An 18,271-nucleotide genomic window follows, 5' to 3' on the forward strand; every position below is an offset into this window, starting at 1 on the left:
ACAGGTTGGACAGGTCATCTCAATGGTCATCGGTCCTACTCCCTCAAACGCTAGACATGCGACGGCGTTACCTGATTTCTCTCTATCCTTTACGTTAATCCACTACCGGAGCGTGAAGCCGTCTCCAGAGGCGATAGAGACGTTTAAAAAACCTCAGCCTCGCCCTGATGGCCCTGCAATCGATGCTGAACCTGCCCACGATTCGCTACCTGGTGCAGGACGAAAGCCGGATTGGGCGCAAAACCGAGACGGGTCGAGTGATTACCGCCAAGGGCGTCAAGCCCATTGCCAAGGTAGATTGGCCTCGGGAAGCCTTCTGGCTCTATGGGGTGGTTGACCCCGTCAGTGGATGGCACTGGAGCCAAACCCACCCCCATCTGAATCAGACCCATTTCCAACAATTCCTCGATGACCTCTCCCGTGCCCTAGGCGACTCGGTGGTGGTGATGCAACTCGACCGAGCCCCGGCCCATCGATCCAAGGCCATCCAGTGGCCCGAAAACATCATTCCCCTCTTCCAACCACCCCATTGTCCCGAACTCAACCCCATAGAACGCTTCTGGCAGCACCTCAAAGCCACCTGGAAAGGCGAGAACTTCCCCTCCCTCCAGGCCCTTCAACAGCGGGTGGATGAGGAACTCGCCCGTCTAACCCCGGCGCAAGTGCAGTCCATCACGGGGTATGACTTCATTCTCGATGCCTTACTCCAAGCGGAATTCCAGAAAGCAGCCTGAATTATACTCAGCTTCATTTTGTATTGGTATGAGGTTGCTAGTAGCTTTGGATGAATCCCACTCAAACTCCATAGTATTTCCCTCTAGTTTAGCTAGCCAGCGGCTCTGGTATCGCGCCTTGCAAAAGCCCTAGCCATTCGGTGAGGCTTTCGAGTTGCTTTTCGGGTTTGAGGGCACCCAGGCCGCGCACGACAATTTTGCCGCTGCCGTAGACAAAACGAGACTGGAGGTGGCTGGGCAGTTTCTCGCTGAGTTTTTTCCAGGCGGGGCCTTCCATGGGGGTTTCTAGGATGACGTGTTGTTTGCCTTCGGGTTTGATGCGGGCGATGCCTGCGGCCTTGGCGACGAGCTTGAGTTCTAGCATTCGCACCAGTTGTTCGGTGGCGTGGGGGATAGGGCCGTAGCGGTCGCTGAGGTCGGCGGCGATTTGCATGAGTTCTACCTTGCTGTTGGCGGCGGCGAGGCTGCGGTAGGCGCTCATCTTTTGTTCGAGGTCGGGGATGTAGTTGTTGGGGACGAAGGCGGTGACGTTGAGATCGACCTGGGTGTCTTCGACTTGGGGGATGTCTTGGCCGCGAATTTCGGCGATGGCTTCCTCCAGCATGTCCATGTAAAGGTCGAAGCCGATGGCATCCATTTGGCCGGATTGTTCGACGCCGAGCAGGTTGCCGACGCCGCGAATTTCCATGTCTCGCATGGCCAGTTGGTAGCCAGAGCCGAGCTGGGTAAATTCTTGGATAGCGCGGAGCCGTTGGCGGGCTTTGTCGGAGAGTGCTTTTTTGGGGTAGAACAACCAGGCGTGGGCCTGGATTCCGGCCCGTCCCACCCGTCCGCGCAACTGGTAGAGCTGGGAGAGGCCGAAGCGGTGGGCATCTTCCACCAGGATGGTGTTGACGCGGGGAATATCGAGACCCGATTCGATGATGGTGGTGCAGATCAGGATTTCGGCCTCGCCGTTGCTGAAGGTGAGCATGGTGGATTCCAGTTCGCCTTCGTCCATTTGGCCGTGGGCGACGGCAATGCGGGCGGCGGGCACCATTTCCCGGATTTTGGCCGAGACATCCTCGATGCCCTCCACCCTGGGCACCACGTAGAACACCTGACCACCCCGGTCTAGCTCCTGACGGATGGCGGTGCGGATCGCTTCGGGGTCAAGGGGAGAGAGGTGGGTTTTGATCGGTCGGCGCGACGGCGGCGGCGTGGTGATCAGGCTCATTTCGCGCACGCCGGAGAGGGCCATGTAGAGGGTGCGCGGAATCGGCGTGGCGCTGAGGGTGAGCACATCTACCTGGGTTTTGAGGGATTTGATCCGTTCTTTTTGGTTGACCCCAAACCGCTGTTCTTCATCGACGACAAGCAGGCCCAGATTCTTGAAATCGGTGCCCTTGCCCAGCAGCTGGTGGGTGCCGACGACGATATCTAGTTCCCCGGTCTTCAGCCGTTGCAGGATTTCTTTGCGCTCGGTGGCGGTGCGGAAACGGTTCAGCAGACCCACCTGAATCGGGTAGGGGGCGAAGCGTTCCTTGAGGGTGTGGTAGTGCTGCTGGGTGAGGATGGTGGTGGGAGCCAGCAGGGCCACCTGTTTACCAGCGGTGACGGCCTTGAAGATGGCCCGCAGCGCCACCTCGGTTTTGCCAAAGCCCACATCGCCGCACACCAGGCGATCCATGGGGCGGTCGCTCTCCATGTCGCGCTTCACATCCTGCACCGCCTTGAGCTGATCCGGCGTGGCCTGGTAGGGGAAGGAATCTTCGAGTTCCTGCTGCCAGGGCATATCCGCCGGAAAGGCAAAGCCCTCCTGCTTGGCCCGCTGGGCGTAGAGCTTCAGCAAATCCACCGCCACCTTTTGGATCGCCTTTTTGGCCTTGCCCTTGGTTTTCTCCCAGGCGGTGCTGGTCATTTTGTTGAGCACCGGGGCCTGCCCCGTCGCCGCCCGATAGCGGGAGAGAGAACCCACCGAATCCGCCGCCACCCGCAGCAGCCCATCGGCGTACTGAATCACCAGGTAATCGCGGGTTTCGTGGTTGAGGGTGAGGCTCTCCAGCTTGAGGAACTTACCGATGCCGTGGCTGCGATGCACCACAAAATCCCCCGGCTTCATCTTGTTGGGGTCTACCTGCTTCGAGGCTGCCCGCCGCCGCTTCCGCACATAGCCGCCCGTGGCCAGAGTATGCTGCCCAAAAAATTCTCGGTCGGTCACTATCGCGATGCGGAAGGTGGGCAACACAAAGCCCTCCAGCTCCGCGAGGCCGGAATACTTCACCGCCACAGGCACCCGCTGCCCCTGGAGCTTATCAATGGCGTTGTAGTCCCTGGGGTTGGGGATAAACTGGGCCGGACAGTCGTGCTCCTGCAACAGCGCCACCGACCGCGAGGGCTGCGCCGACACCAGCCACACCGAATGCCTGCGGTCACACTCCTGCCGAATGGTTTCCGCCAGCTTGCCAAACTGGTGCGGAATCGCCGGAACCGGACGACTGGCCAAGTTCAGCCCACCGTGGTTCACCTCCGTGAGTTCCGACAGGAACAGGCGGGGGAAAACCTCTGCATCGGCCAGGGTATCCGCAAAGGGACGGTGGATTTTGGGAAGAGGGGGCGAGGGGGGGATGGGGAGAGAGGGGGACGAATCCGCAACGTCTCCTTCTGAAACGTCCCCCTCTGAAACTTCTCCTTCTGAAAGAGGCGAATCTAGATCCCGACTCCCGACTCCCGACTCCCGACTCCCGACCTCCTGCCAATGCTCCTCCACATGCTCCACCCAGCGATCCCCGTGGGCTTGGCACTGATCGACTTCATCGATGGCAAGTAAGGTCGTTTCAGGTAAGTAATCCAACAAGGAAGCCGGATTCGTAAAAGCCAGCCCCAGCCAGCGGCGGGTGCCTTCGGGAACGATGCCGTCGTTGAGTCCTTCTAACGCGGCTTCAGAAAATAGACCTTCCAAGTTGCCCTGTTCTCGCAGGGAATCCAAAATTACCGGGCCGTACTGGGTTGGGGTAAGAATTAGGTGATCAATGGCATCGAGGGAACGCTGGCTGGCGGGGTCAAACTCGCGCATCCGTTCCAGTTCGTCGCCAAACAGCTCCAAGCGGACAGGCAGTTCGGCAGCGACGGGATACACATCAATAATGTCGCCCCGCTGCGCCCACTGGCCCTCGGTTTCGACCACCGTCACGCGCTCGTAGCCCAGCTTGGCGAGCTGCTGACCCAGGGATTTGAAGTTCACCTCCTGGTTCAGTTGCAGCCGCAGGCAGTAGGGTTCTAGCGCCGTCACCGGGGGTAGGTGGGGCTGAAGAGCGCGTTCCGTTGCCACAATGGCGATCCGCCTTGCCGTAGCCTCTCCCCGCAGGGCCAGCAGGTCGGCGAGGACTTGAAGCTGTCCCCAGGTCATCTCCGACTCTTGGTCAAAGGGGTCGTAGGGGGAGGCTTCCGAGGTGGGGTAGAAATGCACCGTGTCCCAGCCCATCGCTTCTAGTTGGGTGGCCCAGCGTCCGGCTTCTTCCAGGGTGGCGGTGATCACCAGCAGGGGCCGATCCTGGGCTTGGGCCAGGGCCGAAGACACCAGCCCTTTAGGCAATCGGGCCGCACCGTTGAGGTACAGACTGCCCTGCTGATCGAGCTTGCCGAGCAGTTCCGTGGTGAGGGGAGAACGCTGGAGGGCACGGGTGACGGAGGAAAAGGCCATAATCAGCAGCTTTAGGAAATAATACGGGCATTGCCAATGAAAAACGCCTCCCCAAACGTTATCGCTGGGGAAATGGGGTGTCGATTGGGCCGGAATTATCCCGGCGACGGTAGGTTTACTTATTTTAATAATAGTGGCTCTAGGACGTAGCAACGGTTCCCGACGTACAGCGTTTGACACCTCTCGGAGATCGATCCTGACGAGCAAGGGGCGAGATATAGGTACGAGCGCTACTGTGAACAACGGACTGATACTAAATCCGGATTGTTTACCCATGGAACCAGCGGGCGAGGAGACCTCGCCTCTACGGTTTGCTGGGCTGGAAATCGGGGTTATCCAATTAGGATTTGGTATGAGACCGAGCAATTGAAGCGGCAGATTTAGGATCTAGAGGGGCTGTTCGAGCGCATCAACGAGACCCTGAGGAAACTGCGCGAGCGCACCCGTCCCGTGAAACGAGTTCACAGCAGCGACGTCCCCACATTGGGGCAGCGCCCCATCTGCGGCGGTGCCCCATGGGGCACCGCCGTGGATCGTCAACCAAGGGTAACCCAGCGGCAGCAGGGCGCTGAACGAGCGCCGAATCTCGTCGAGGTTTGTTTGATAATGGCCTTCCCGCTGCACCTCAATGGATGACACGCCCTAGACCTTGACCGCATCTAGTCGTGGGTGGTAGGGAGATCGGATTGGTTCCACTTCAACATGCCGCCGCGCATACTGGCTACTTCGGTGATGCCTTTCTTTTTCAGAATGACGCTGGCTTGGCCAGAACGGCGACCGGATTTGCACACCGTTACTACGGGCTGATCGGTGGAGACTTCATCGGTGCGTTGTTCTAGATCGTGGAGGGGCACCAGTTGCGCCCCCTGAATGTGGCCCAATTCGTCGTTAAATTCCTCTACGCCGCGCACGTCCAAGATGTTAACTTGGTCGAGGTTTTCAGCCACCCACTGGGGGTCAATTTCCTTGATGCCGGAGTAGGTTTGGCGTACTGGCCCCCAATCGGCAATCACAGGCATGGTGCCGTCTTCGGTGCGGCCACAGATGCAGTTAGCGGGGATGGCGATGTCGATTTTCTTGGGGTGGGGTAGACCGAGGTTGTCCATATAGCCTACAAAGTCGCGCTCATCGGCTTCGCCACCAATGCGGGGGTTGTAGAGCTTTTCTTCCTTAACGCTGGAGACCGTGCGACCACTGTAGTCGTGGGCGGGCCAGATGAGGCAGTCGTCGGGCAGGCTGAAGATTTGCTCGGTGATGGATCGATACATGGTGCTAGCGTTGCCCTGCTGAAAGTCACAGCGTCCGGCACTGCGGATCAGCAAACAGTCGCCCGTGAAGGCCATGGAATGATCGTCGAGGACGAAGGTGGCGCAGCCGTCGGTGTGGCCGGGGGTGGCACGAACCTCCAAACTACGATTGCCAAATTTCACCACATCGCCGTGGTCGAGCAGGTAATCGGCCCCGCTGAGCATGTCGCCGTAGCGTCCAGAAATGCCGATTTTGGAGCCCACCGCCTGCTGCATCAGCCAAGCCCCGGTGACGTGGTCCGCGTGGCAGTGGGTGTCGAGGGTGCACAGCAGAGTCAGATCCAGTTCTTCCAACAAAGCCCGATCCCGTAGGTGCTGTTCAAACACAGGGTCGATCAGCACGGCTTCCTTGGTGTCTGGATCGGCCAGCAGGTAGGTGTAGGTGGAGGAATCGGCATCGAACAGTTGGCGGAAAATGAGCGGTGTATTCACAGGGCAAAGTTCCTGAATGGATAAAGCTAGGGGTGTATTACTCTTTACTATATAACTAACCATTCATTTATGCATATAGCGGGTTTAACTCGAATGAAGTACACCGATCGGATTCACTTTCCCCCTTATTAAGGGCTACTAAGTACACACAAGTCATCGATGCTGACCTTGCCAGGGATTGATCCCCCCTAGCCCCCCTTGAAAAGGGGGGAACCGGAGTCAAAGTCCCCCTTTTTAAGGGGATTTCGGGGGATCTCCCAGCCTTTGACCAGTGGCAACGAGATCTGTGTACTTAGTAGCTTATTAAGGGGGAAGGTGAATCTTCTTACCGAGGAGTGGCAGGGCGGGCGGTGTAGTGCGGTTAGTCGATGGTGATGGTTTGGGGGCCGCTACCGTTTTGGTGATTGCTGTCGGGAGTGGGGTTGGCACCCTGGCGACGCAGCCAGTCTTGCACTGGATCATCGGCGAGGTTGAGCCGTAACAGCCCGGAGGCCACGCCCCCCAAAAAGGCCGCTGGATGGCCGATCAGTTCTTGTACAAAGGGCGACAGTTCGTCGAGAAACATGGGGTTTTCCTCCATTCCGTGCATCTGTTCCATGCATGGCTATCCTAGCCTGAAAGCCCGCTACAGGTGATCTCCAGGCCGACCCCAAAGTGATCGGACAGCCCCCGCAGTTCCTCTAGCCCCTCTGGCCATGCAAAGGTGCGCTGGATTTCGAGCTGGGGGTCGTGGGTCATGCAAATGTGGTCGATGTTGGAGTGTTGACCGTTAATCAGCCGTCGTACTGGGTCGTTGTCGCCAAAGGTGAGGCATTCGAGGTCGGCCTCTAGGAGCGCCTGTCGCAGGGCTTGTTTGGTACGGCGAGACCCGTAATAGGGCAGCACGTTGAGATCCTGGTTAAAGTCTCCAGCCACCACCAGCAGGGTGTTGGGGTAGACGTTCTGGAGCCGTTGCCAATCGGCCTGTTGTACCGCCAAAGCGGCCAGGAACGCGACCCCATCCTCAGCCCCATAGGTGCGCCAAGCACTGCCCAGCCAGGGTAACACGGTGCCATAGACCAGGCAGCGGCCTCCGTTTTCGAGTTCAATTAGGGCGCAGGTGGTGCGATCAGGGTCGGCGGTGGCGAGGGGCGACACCTGCCGTAGACCCTGGTCTCGTACCCAAATTTGCACCCAGCGTCCGTCGCCGGGGGTATCCGTAGTCGCTAAGTCGCTCACCACGGATTGATACCCGGCCCCTGGGCTGGCAGCGGTATGGGTTTCGGTAAAAATCCACAGGTCAGCATTAATCCGGGCGATCCATTGCTGTTGGGCTTCGGCCTGAGGCGTGTGGGGTTGTGCCCGCTCTAGGTTCCAGGTAGCGATCTTCATGGTAGGAGTGCGGACGGACAGGGAAATGGTAGGTAACAAGGACTACTAAACCCTGGACAATTCGCCTTTGCATAGCATCTTCGATACAAAGTTTGGTAACGGGGTGCAGTGTTACCCGTGCAGAAGCCGGAAGGCAGGTTCAGGCTTAAGCTAGGGAAGGACTTCTCCCCCTATCGTCCCTACCCTGAGGTACTATGCCGTGGCCCATCCGTCCTCCTCTGTCATGCACCACAATTCGATTTACTATGCCCGCATCGTTCGTAATCTGATGCGTTTGCTGGAGGCTAGTTGCAACGACAGTTTCTATGAGGCGCTACCCAGGGGGGGGCAGGTGTGGCTCCCTGAGGCGAACTGGGGAGTCTATCCCGATGTGACGGTGATTGCCGGACAACCCTTGTTCCATGAGGGCTATGCCAACCGTTTGACCAACCCCTGCCTGCTGTTCGAGGTATTGTCTGAACCCACCGAGGGCTATGACCCCACGGACGAAGCGATGCTGGAGCGCAGCAGCAACTTTAGCGCCTGTCGCCACATTCCCTACCTTCAGGAATATGTGTTTGTTCACCAGCATGAGGCTAAGGTAGAGCAGTTTTACAGGGCCACCGACGATCTGTGGGAAGTGTCGTTGTATAAGGGATTAGAGGCCGTCGTCGAACTCAATTTGACCGATACTCGGATGTCGCTGGCCGACCTTTACCACGGGGTTGCGTTCGATTCACTCGACCAACTAGCTGGCCTGTGAGTCGGTAAGGGCGATCTTCCCCAACAACGGGGTGGGCCAACTTAGGACTCTGCGGGAAGGCCGATGTTAGGATTAGAAGTACCCTCGGTACTGATTAGAGACCCATGGCCACCACTGCCGATGATGTTTGGCGTTTATTGGGCGAACTAGCGGATGCTCAAAAAGAAACCGAACGCCGCTTTCAGGAAACCAAACGCCGCTTTCAGGAAACCGAACGCCGCTTTCAGGAATCAGGTCGTCAGTTTGAGGAAACCCGACGACTGATTACGCAGCAAAACCAGCATCTCAATGAGCAGCTAGGCAAATTGGGCAATCGCTTAGGCGAGTTTGTGGAGTGGCAGGTGCGCCCTGCGGTGGTGCGGCTGTTCCAAGAGCGAGGCATTGATGTCCACGAATTCCATGAAGGGGTGTCGGTGCAGCGCGGCGACGAGGGCATTGAAATCGACCTGTTGGTGGTCAATACCACTGACGCTGTGGTGGTCGAGGTCAAAAGCAAGCTCACCCAGGCCGATGTGACGGAGCACCTAGAGCGGCTAAGCAAGTTTAAGCGACTGATGCCCCGCTACGGCGATGTTCGCGCCATGGGAGCCGTGGCCGGGATGGTGGTGCCCGATGGCGTGGCTCGCTATGCCTACCGTCAGGGGTTATTTGTGCTGGCTCAGTCGGGGAATAGCGTAGAGATTCTCAATGATGGCAGCTTTACCCCTCGCCGTTGGTAGCGTACAGGGCTGGCCTAGATCGGGGGTCATCAGTGTAGGGGAGATAGACTGTAAAGCAACTACCCTTGCCTGGGGTGCTGCTGAGGGTGAGACGCCCGCCGTGGAGTTCCACCAGTTGTTTGACCAGACCCAACCCTAGCCCGGTACCTTCATACTTGCGGTTGAGGGCGCTGTCTACCTGCACGAAGGGGTCGAAGACACGGGCTTGATCCGCTGGGGCAATGCCAATGCCTGTATCCTTGACGGCTAAGCAGAGGTAGGCGAGGTGGGCCTGGGTGGCGGAGGGCTGGGTCGAGGCGGCGAGGGTGACTTGGCCACCGGGGGGGGTGAATTTGACAGCGTTGCTCAGCAGGTTGATCAACACCTGGCGCATCCGGCGTTCGTCGAGGATCACCTTGGATAGGCTGGCGGGGCACTGGATGTCGAGATGGATGGCCTTGGCCTGGGCCTGGGGTTGCACAAAGGAAAGGCTAGACTGACAGAGCTTAGCCACATCAATGGGGTCGCCTAGGGCGAGGGTCATCTGGCCCGATTCCAGTTTGGAGACATCCAAAATATCGTTGATCAGTTGCAGCAGATGGGAACCACTGCGATCCACCGTGTCTAGGGCCTTGGTTTGTTCTGGGGTGATGGGGCCAAACACTTCTTCCATCAGCGCTTCGGTCATGCCGAGAATAGCGGTGAGGGGGGTACGCAGTTCGTGGCTCATGGCCGCGAGAAATTCGTCCTTCATGCGGGTGGCTCGCAGGAGATCGGCGTTGGTTTGCTGCAATTGGGCTTCAGCCTGCTTACGATCATCGATATCGATGCAGTAACCCACAATTTCCTGGACTTGGCCTTGGTGGTCACACACGAGGCTCAGTTCATTCATCATCCAGCGGTAGTGGCCCTGGCGATGCTTCCAGCGATATTCGTGGACGGAATGGCCCTGCTGAAAAAATTCCCCCAATTCCTCCATCACCCGGTCTGCGTCGTCGGGATGGATGTGCTGTGCCCAAAAGCCCTCCCAGCCGATGATTTCCTCTGGGGTATAGCCCACCATGCCCTCAATGTTTTGGCTGATGAAGGTGATGGTGTAGTCCAGACCGCAGGTAAAGATGGCCGCCGGACTGGCCGCCAAAATAAACTCTAGGCGTTCCTTAAGGCGCTGGGTTTCCATCTCGGTCTGCTTCAGCGCAGTAATATCCTGCACCGAACCGAGGGTACACCGGAGGCGGCCTTCCCCATCCCGACGAAAGGCGGTGTAGCGATTAAAAATCCAACGTCGCTCACCGCTGGCGGTTTGAATGCATAGTTCACTACTGCGGGTTTCGCCATCGGCGAGGGTGGCAATATCGCGATAGTCGCGGTTTAGTTGCGCTAGTTGATCGGGGGGGCAGATGGTTTTGAACAGGTCGGTGCCCAGGGCCATCACCTCCTCCACGCTGTAGCCCAGGATATCCTGCACGGCCCCACTCACGTAGATGTTGCGCTGCTCTTGCACATCGTAGAGGTAGAGAATATTGGGGGAGGCATCGGCGATGTGCTGCAAAAAGGTTTGGCTCTCCTGTAAGGCTTGCTCTGCCCGCTTGCGATCTTGGATATCCACCGCCACATAGATTGCCTGGTCGTCAGACACCATCGTCCCGCCAATGAGCACGGGCACCCGCTGGCCATCCCGATGATAGAACTCCTTTTCGTAGGCGCTCACCCAGCCCTGCTGCCGAAGTTCGGCCCCCTTGGTGTCATCCTGTTGCCGATAGGCGGTTGGGGTCAACGGTTCCCAGTGCAGCTTCCCCTCGGCAAGGGTCTGATGGTCGTAGCCCAGCAAGGTGAGGAAATAGTCGTTAGCATCCAGAATTTGCCCCTCACGATCACTCACCAACAGCCCCACCACATCGGCCTGAAACAGCTTGCGAAACCGAGCTTTACTGGCCTGCAAATCGGCAATGGATTGGGCTAGATCGGCGTGGCTGGTTTGGATGGTCTGGGCCATCTGATTAAAAGCATCGGTGAGGTGGGCCAGTTCGGCAACGGCGGTGGCCTCCGCAATGGGGTCTGGACTTCCCTGGGCGAGGGATTGGCTGGCCTTAGATAGCTGACGCAGGCGGGTGACAATGACCCGTGCCGTCAACCAACCAAGACCCGTGGCCAAGAGCAGAGTGCTCCCCCACAGCCACAGGAGATTCCGCTGGCTGGCTTGCAGGTTGGCCATCACATCGGATTGGGGCAGCACCATCACCAACAGCCAGTCCAACCCGTAGGCATCCTGGTAGGGCTGCACCTCCGCGTAGATCACCTCTCCATCGACCTTCACGCGCAGGTGGTTGTGCGGCTGCTCAATGTCGTGGAAACTGCCGTGGGCTTGAAGCAGTTCAATGGTAACGGCTCGCAACCACGGCTGTTCGCTCACCTGGGCATAGAGACGCACCGGATCCCCATTGGCTAGACGGTCGTAGGGTAAACTCACCGAGGAACTGGCCACCAGCGCCCCCGACCGCTCTAGGATAAACGCCTGCCCCGTGGGAGAAAATTCGAGCTGGCGAAGAAACTCACTGAGATCCGACAGGGCGAAGAAGGTACTCAACACCCCCTCAAAACGGCCCTCGCCATCCCGCAGGGGCAACAGCGCATTTAAAGACAGTTGGGAGGTGGTGTGGGTTGAAAAAATCGGCGTCCAGCCCTGGCCCTGGAGAGACTGTGCCGCCCGATACCAGGGTAATTCGGTGACGGGTACCGTGGTGGTGTGGGCCATCGTACGAGGTTGGCCTTGCCCATCAACGAGGTAAAAATAGCGCTGACTGCGCTGGCGAGGATCGCGCTGCACCAGATAAGGGGTACCGATATCGAGATCTAAGCCTACGAGTTGTTCCGCCTGGGCTACCGCATCTTCGCCCATCAACCGCCCATAGCCCACCTCCATGCCCTGTTCCGTCGCCCAGTATAAAGAAGACAGCGTCGGCGAGAACTGCATTTTGCGCCAAAGCAACTGCCGCATAGCCCCTTCGTCTACCTTGGCCGCTGGGTTTCGCTGAAGCGCTTCGTAGGTTACCGTCAAGGCTTGTTGCTGCTGTTGTAGCTGCTGATCGAGATCCGACCGAATCCGCTGCGTTGCCTGATCGAGCAAGTTCTGGGCCACTGCTTCTAGGTCGCGCTGGGCACTGCGATGGTAGAGATAGGCCACCACCCCCACCGAACCCGCCAACTGCACCACAAACGGCACCACCAACACCCACACGAGCGGCACATGGGGCCAGCCTCGGCGCTGCCCTGGCGCAAAAAAACGATGTAGCGGCGATGGCATAGGGGTGAATCACAGTCACGGCATCAGTATAAGACAGGCAAAGGACAAAATAACGGATACTCTATTCGACGCCACACTACTGAGATTTGCCATTGGTACACTATCGCCATGTCTAGCCTAACCTATCGTTGAGATCAAAAGATCTTGAACGAGCGATGGACGCTATGGGGTCATCGGCAAGGCCAAAACCTACCCTGACCAAGGTTAGTTATTAAGCAAGGCGGACGCCATTATCCCGACGGGATGTCAAGGAATGCTGCTGTCCGTAAACACACAATAAGTTTGCTTGGGTGACCCAGAAGCTTGGGGTATAGATAGGAACAGTCGATGCCTTTCCTGAACCTGCTCGTCGTCACTCCTGTAATCGATGTCCTTTGCCCCCTCACTCCCTGTCGATGATGAAACCTATTTCTCCCTGGCTGACTGTGTGCGTTGTGTTTGGGTTGGGTAGTGCAGCCCTCCCCGCCTGGGCTGGATCGAGCCTCGAACCTCCCACGGCGATGTCCATGGTGGATGCATTACAGGTCGAGCCTCGCAGTGCCAGCCATCTCAATGACCTGGCTAGTCTCATCCAGGCCCGAATCGATGCGGCCTATAGTAACGGCCCCGCAGGCACGCTCGATTCTCGCCAAGTTCCCGTTATAGGCGGGCTGATCGACGAAGAGGGCAACCTGAACCTGCCCCTCGGCCTCGTCCTCTACAACACCATGGGCGATATCTCCATTGGTTTTGGCTCCAAGTTTTAAGCCGCTGTCAAGTTTATTCGCTCAGAAAACAGTCAGGGTCAGCCCTAGGCGATCCGCAGTGGGCTGGGCCTGGGTAGGCACTTTTCCTTGGCCAAACGCGGTTTCTGGCCTTGGCCAAGGTTTATACTCTATACCCAGTGCAGAACATCGGGATACAAACCTTTGGGCGTCGATCTTCGCAGTTACGTATACATAGACAATCTTCAGCCCCAGCATGCCGCCTACATGGGCACCGTATCGCTGGGGTTTTTGCCGCTGCCGGGAGATGCCTCCCTCTGGATTGAAATTTCTCCCGGCATCGAAATTAACCGCATCCTCGACATTGGTCTCAAGGCCGCCGTGGTGCGCCCCGGTACGCTGATTGTGGAGCGGCTCTATGGCCTGCTGGAACTCCACGCCAACAAACAGGGGGAAGTCCACGCCGCTGGCCAAGCCATGCTCGATGCCCTGGGAGTGAGCTACCGCGAACGGCTGAAACCCCGGATTATCTCCAGCCAGGTGATTCGTAATCTCGACCCCCACCATGTGCAGCTCATCAACCGCAACCGACGGGGCAACATGATTGTGGCGGGGCAAACCCTCTACGTGTTTGAGGTAGAGCCCGCCGCCTACGCCTCCCTTGCGGCCAACGAAGCTGAGAAAGCGGCCCTGATCAACATTCTGCAAATTAGCTCCGTGGGCAGCTTTGGTCGCCTTTACCTCGGTGGGGAGGAACGCGATATTCTCGCCGCCCAGCAGGCGGTTCTAGCCGCCATGGAGTCGGTCTCTGGCCGCGCCCATCCCGACCAGCAGCGCCACGAGTAACGCCAGGAATAGCGCCCGGATCCTACCAACCCTGCATCGGAAAACCCCGATTTCCAGCCCAGCAAACCGCAGGGGCAAGGTCTCCTCGCCCGCTGATGCCGAGGCAAACAAACCGGATCGAGTGTCAGACCTGGGCTAGGCAATCCACCCAGGTCTTGAACGGTTGATCAGTAGCCGATCTCCGGTTCACTGCCGCTGCCCATCGGCGGGGAGAAACGGTCGGTAAAGGCCGTGTTGGCGCTAGGTGGGGTGGGGCGTGAGGTGCCCCTGAAGGAAGGTCGCGAGGTCGGCGCAGGTGATCAGTTGGGTTTCGTCAAAGTAATCGAGAATATCGATGCCAAAGGCGTGGTAGAAGTCTTCGCAGAGGGTGAGGCCCCAATCAAACCAGCACACCGCCGGGAAGTGGAGGTCTTCCAAGAGGCGATCATTGGGATGAATGCAGCCCACGGTGAGGCCGCTGTAGGTGGACAGACGATCATAGATGAATTCGACCAACGCTTTTGGCATACCGAGAGAGGGGCTAGCCCAGTGACGGTGAAACCAGTCTTCGCAGGTCAGGCAGGGGCGCGAGGACAGCCATTGGTTGACGTGATCCCGCATGGCCTGATCTGGACTGAGCAGCCCATAGGTGGTGATGCTGCTTACAAAGTTTCTCAACGGTTGCCACATGATATTTGAGGACCATACCCCTGAGAACAACGCCTCTGAGGTATTTCCCCAAGTATTCCCCAAGCCGTCGCACAAATGATGGTTACGGCCTCAATTCTGAACGATTTATCGGTCAATTCTGAACGGTTGATGGGTTACGGCTCAGAAGGTAGGCCACACAGGCGTTCTAGGGTTTCTACAAAGCTGGGGTAGGACACGGCGGCAGCTTCGGCCCGCTGAATGACCGTTTCGCCTTCGGTGCGGAGGGCGGCAATGGCGAGGCTCATGGCGACGCGGTGATCGCCGAAACTTTCCACGGTGGCTCCTTTGAGGGCACTTTGGCCGTGAATGGTGAGCCCTTCGGGGGCTTCTTCCACCTTGGCTCCTAGGGCGGTGAGTTGGCTGGCCATGGCGGCGAGGCGGTCGCATTCCTTCACCCGCAGTTCCGCCGCGTCGGTGATCACGGTGGTGCCCTCGGCAAACAGGGCGGCAATGGCCAGAATGGGGATTTCGTCGATCATGCGGGGGATTAAGTCACCACCAAAGTGGGCGGCTTTCAGGGGGCCGTAACGCACCCGCAGATCCGCCACGGGTTCCCCGGTCACCTCACGGGGGTTTTCCAGGGTAATGTCGGCTTCCATGGCTTGCAGGGCATCCAAAATTCCGGTGCGGGTGGGGTTGATGCCGACGTTTTCTACTACTAGATCCGAACCGGGGGTGATGGCTCCGGCCACCAGCCAAAAGGCCGCTGAGCTAATGTCTCCGGGTACAACAATGGTTTGGCCCGTCAAGGTAGCGGGGCCGTGGACGGTGACGCTACAGGTGTCAGGATCAATACTAAGGTTAGCCCCAAAGGCCCGCAGCATTCGTTCGCTGTGGTCGCGGGAGAGGCTGGGTTCGGTGACGGTGGTGTCGCCCTCGGTCATCAGCCCCGCCAGCAGCAGGCAGGATTTCACCTGGGCCGAGGCTACGGGAGATTGGTAGTGAATGGGTTTGAGCGTCGTACCCCGCACCGCTAAGGGAGCCTGACGATCCCCCTGGCGACCCCAAATCTGCGCCCCCATCTGCCGCAACGGATCAATCACCCGACCCATGGGCCGAGACCGCAGGGAACTGTCCCCCGTCACCGCAAAAAATCGGTCGGGATGGGAAGCCAGCAGGCCCAGCATCAGCCGCAGGGTCGTCCCAGAATTGCCCGCATCCAGCACGTCGGCGGGTTCTTGCAAATTCCCTAGGCCCACCCCCTGCACCGTCACCCATTCGTCCTCCAAGTTCGACATTTGCACCCCCATGGCCCGAAAACAGGCGGCGGTACTGCGCGGATCTTCCCCCAGCAGCAAGCCCTGGATGCGGGTTTCGCCCTGGGCAATGGCCCCCAACATCAGCGCCCGGTGGGAAATGGACTTGTCGCCCGGAATCCTCACCCGCCCCCGCAGTGCCACCCCGTCACCCGGAAAGGCTAGGGTCAAGGTTTGGTGGGGATTCGGTTCCGTGAGGTGAATATGGGCAGTCATAGCGGCAAGGATGAACGGCAGGAATAATGAACGGCAGGACTCAGACCAAAATCGGGCCGTAGCCGATCCTACCGCTTTGTGTCCTGGGTTCGGTCAGTCATGGCGTCAGATCCCAGGGTTCTTGAAGCTGTAGCGGCAGGTCGCGACGGATCCGATGGTAGAACCCTGGGATCTCGCTTTTGGAGACTTTAAAGCTTGGCGCGGATAGTGAAGGAATAATCGCCCCCCGGTTCTAGTTGGTAGTCGCAGCGTTCTAAAAAGCGGCTGAGGGGTTCGCAGATCAACGCCCGCCCCAGGGAGGGTTCAATCCGCAGTTGACCCTGGCGAAAGCGCCACTGAAACTGCCATTCATAGTCGCTGGCCCGCACCTCCCCTTCAATGCGACCCTGGCTCCAGGATTGATGGGTGATGCGGACGTAGGCGGTGGTTTCGGAGGGGCGTCTAGACACGGGCATTAGAAAAGGCAAAAGGCAAAAGGGAGAAGGCAAAAGACAGACAATAGGGGGACGGTGAACGGGGCTTTTCCATAGGTACCATAACCTCTAGGCTAGGGCTAGGGCGACCCTAGGGCCGTGAACTGTGCTACCACGCCCTGACCTTTCCCTCGCCTTTGGTAACGGAATGTTGGGGCAAGCGTTTAATCCAAGGCGAAAAGGCGGTAGCCTAGGATGAAGCCCTAATGTCGGTTTGCCGTGCCCAGCCCCATGCATGGGTACCACAGGCCGGGATGGCGCTGCTTTTTTCCCCTTCGATCCCCATTGGAAACTGCCTGTGCCCAAGGTCGGCATTATTTATAACGACATCAAACCCGTTGCCCAGCAGGTGGCCTTGGAATGGCAAGAAAAGCTGGAGGGGAGCGGATTGGAGGTGGTCATGGCGACGGGAGCCGGGGGCATTCTGGGGTATTCCAGCCCAGAGCGGCCCATGTGCCATACGCCCCTGGATAGCTTGGTGCCGCCCCACTTCGATGCCGACATGCTGTTTGCCCTGGTGTTGGGGGGAGATGGCACGGTGTTGGCGGCGTTTCGGCAGTTGGCCCCCATTGGTATTCCGCTGCTGACCGTGAACACGGGCCACATGGGTTTTCTCACCGAAGCCTACCTGAATCAACTGCCCCAGGCCATAGATCAAGTGCTGGCGGGGGAATACGAAATTGAAGAGCGATCCATGCTGGCGGTGAAGCTTTGCCACGGGGAATCCCTGATTTGGGAAGCCCTGTGCTTGAACGAAATGGTGCTGCACCGGGAACCCCTCACCAGTATGTGCCACTTTGAGGTGGGCATTGGTCGCCATTCTCCGGTGGACATTGCCGCCGATGGCATCATTATTTCCACCCCCACGGGTTCCACCGCCTACGCCCTCTCTGCCGGGGGGCCAGTGATTACCCCTGGGGTGTCGGTCACGCAGCTTATCCCCATCTGTCCCCATTCCCTGGCTTCACGGGGGCTAGTTTTCCCCGATCATGAGCCCGTTGCCATTCATTCCGCCAACACCGACCCCCTGGTGATGATTGTGGATGGCAACGCCGGATGCTACGTGATGCCAGGAGATTGGGTGAGCACCTGCCGTGCTCCCTACGTGGCCCGGTTCATTCGGCTGCGGTCGCCGGAATTTTTTAAGGTGCTACGGGAAAAACTAGGCTGGGGTCTGCCCCACATCGCCAAACCGACCTCGGTGGAATTGCCCTAAGGGGCTGGCAAACAAATAAGGTACCGTTTAGGTTGGGGAAGCAGAGATATCCCATTTAGGCAGGCTTTCAGACCGCTGCCCCTGCGGCTCAAACACCTTTAACTCGTGCTTGGGAACTGAGACTTGCTTGGGATAGATGCCCTCAACCAAACGGACGAAGGGAGAGACGCCGTTCCAGGTCATGTTGGCGGCCCATCGCAGGACTTCGTCAAGGGTGGTGAGCGGTGCCCCATTCCAATCGTGTTCTAACGTGGCCCAGCACCGCTCTATGGGGTTGTATTGACTGTGATACGACGGATAGTCGATCAAGGGCACCGTCAGCCCGGTCGCCTGGACAAACTGAGTCAGTCGTTGGATAAATGGCGTGCGGTGGCTACGAACCGCTGAGCCACCATCGAGGTCAAGGGCAAGCGCTTGGATGTCGGGATAATGGGACGGATGCTCGTGCCACCAAGCCGCTAGACAATCGACGATAAAATCGCTGGTTTCGGCACTGGACAGTCATAAGTTCTGGACAGGGGTACTAAGTTACTAAGCTTTGGGAGACCTGAGGGGGCAAGGGGTTAAGCTTAGCGGCGATGAATTTAGGCAAAAGTAGAG

The 18,271-nt window shown here is 58.3% G+C and carries 15 protein-coding genes; 6 read left to right on the forward strand and 9 right to left on the reverse strand.

Annotated features, from left to right (window positions below; translation table 11 throughout):
* Positions 1-167: 167 nt before the first annotated feature.
* A complete protein-coding gene (locus H6G62_RS22410; protein ID WP_190499331.1) occupies positions 168-734 on the forward strand; it encodes an IS630 family transposase in 567 nt (188 codons plus the stop codon).
* Positions 735-822: 88 nt separating this feature from the next.
* On the opposite strand, the gene mfd is transcribed toward H6G62_RS22410, so the two are convergent.
* The 4 genes from mfd to H6G62_RS22430 all read right to left on the reverse strand — a co-directional run bounded on the left by mfd (position 823) and on the right by H6G62_RS22430 (position 7,526).
* Positions 823-4,416: a transcription-repair coupling factor gene (mfd, locus tag H6G62_RS22415; RefSeq protein WP_190499333.1), complete on the reverse strand. Its 3,594-nt coding sequence runs from the start codon at positions 4,414-4,416 to the stop codon at positions 823-825.
* A 659-nt stretch (positions 4,417-5,075) separates the two neighbouring features.
* Positions 5,076-6,155 (reverse strand): rhodanese-like domain-containing protein, encoded by a 1,080-nt coding sequence (locus tag H6G62_RS22420; RefSeq protein ID WP_347239406.1) that lies wholly within the window; start codon positions 6,153-6,155, stop codon positions 5,076-5,078.
* Positions 6,156-6,516: 361 nt separating this feature from the next.
* Positions 6,517-6,753, reverse strand: a complete 237-nt coding sequence (locus H6G62_RS22425) for a hypothetical protein (protein ID WP_347239407.1) — start codon at positions 6,751-6,753, stop codon at positions 6,517-6,519.
* 11 nt (positions 6,754-6,764) lie between these two features.
* Positions 6,765-7,526: an endonuclease/exonuclease/phosphatase family protein gene (locus H6G62_RS22430; RefSeq protein ID WP_190499338.1), complete on the reverse strand. Its 762-nt coding sequence runs from the start codon at positions 7,524-7,526 to the stop codon at positions 6,765-6,767.
* 199 nt (positions 7,527-7,725) lie between these two features.
* Between H6G62_RS22430 and H6G62_RS22435 the strand changes: the two genes are divergently transcribed.
* Complete coding sequence (locus H6G62_RS22435; protein ID WP_190499340.1) at positions 7,726-8,268, forward strand: Uma2 family endonuclease; 543 nt, start codon at positions 7,726-7,728, stop codon at positions 8,266-8,268.
* A gap of 104 nt (positions 8,269-8,372) precedes the next feature.
* Positions 8,373-8,987, forward strand: a complete 615-nt coding sequence (locus tag H6G62_RS22440; protein ID WP_190499342.1) for a DUF3782 domain-containing protein — start codon at positions 8,373-8,375, stop codon at positions 8,985-8,987.
* Here H6G62_RS22440 and H6G62_RS22445 read toward each other — a convergent pair.
* Positions 8,968-12,270, reverse strand: a complete 3,303-nt coding sequence (locus tag H6G62_RS22445; protein WP_190499344.1) for a PAS domain S-box protein — start codon at positions 12,268-12,270, stop codon at positions 8,968-8,970. The two genes, H6G62_RS22440 and H6G62_RS22445, sit on opposite strands and share 20 nt — an antisense overlap.
* Positions 12,271-12,665: 395 nt before the next feature.
* Here H6G62_RS22445 and H6G62_RS22450 point away from each other — a divergent pair, with 395 nt between their 5' ends.
* Together H6G62_RS22450 and H6G62_RS22455 are read left to right on the forward strand one after the other, a co-directional pair.
* A complete protein-coding gene (locus H6G62_RS22450; protein ID WP_190499346.1) occupies positions 12,666-13,016 on the forward strand; it encodes a hypothetical protein in 351 nt (116 codons plus the stop codon).
* 162 nt (positions 13,017-13,178) lie between these two features.
* Entirely contained in the window at positions 13,179-13,820 is a 642-nt protein-coding gene (locus H6G62_RS22455) for a hypothetical protein (RefSeq protein WP_190499348.1), read from the forward strand.
* Positions 13,821-14,060: 240 nt separating this feature from the next.
* Here H6G62_RS22455 and H6G62_RS22460 read toward each other — a convergent pair whose 3' ends face one another.
* The 3 genes from H6G62_RS22460 to H6G62_RS22470 form a co-directional block, all read right to left on the reverse strand.
* On the reverse strand, positions 14,061-14,477 hold the full coding sequence (locus tag H6G62_RS22460; RefSeq protein ID WP_190499350.1) for a hypothetical protein: 417 nt from the start codon (positions 14,475-14,477) through the stop codon (positions 14,061-14,063).
* 146 nt (positions 14,478-14,623) lie between these two features.
* Positions 14,624-15,982: a 3-phosphoshikimate 1-carboxyvinyltransferase gene (aroA, locus tag H6G62_RS22465; RefSeq protein ID WP_190499352.1), complete on the reverse strand. Its 1,359-nt coding sequence runs from the start codon at positions 15,980-15,982 to the stop codon at positions 14,624-14,626.
* A 188-nt stretch (positions 15,983-16,170) separates the two neighbouring features.
* A complete protein-coding gene (locus H6G62_RS22470; RefSeq protein ID WP_190499354.1) occupies positions 16,171-16,437 on the reverse strand; it encodes a DUF3146 family protein in 267 nt (88 codons plus the stop codon).
* A 316-nt stretch (positions 16,438-16,753) separates the two neighbouring features.
* Between H6G62_RS22470 and H6G62_RS22475 the strand changes: the two genes are divergently transcribed.
* Positions 16,754-17,671: an NAD(+) kinase gene (locus H6G62_RS22475; protein WP_190499358.1), complete on the forward strand. Its 918-nt coding sequence runs from the start codon at positions 16,754-16,756 to the stop codon at positions 17,669-17,671.
* A gap of 27 nt (positions 17,672-17,698) precedes the next feature.
* On the opposite strand, the gene H6G62_RS22480 is transcribed toward H6G62_RS22475, so the two are convergent.
* Positions 17,699-18,172, reverse strand: a complete 474-nt coding sequence (locus H6G62_RS22480; RefSeq protein ID WP_190499360.1) for a hypothetical protein — start codon at positions 18,170-18,172, stop codon at positions 17,699-17,701.
* Positions 18,173-18,271: the final 99 nt, after the last annotated feature.

Source organism: Phormidium sp. FACHB-1136, assembly GCF_014697375.1.
Lineage (GTDB): Bacteria > Cyanobacteriota > Cyanobacteriia > Phormidesmidales > Phormidesmidaceae > Nodosilinea.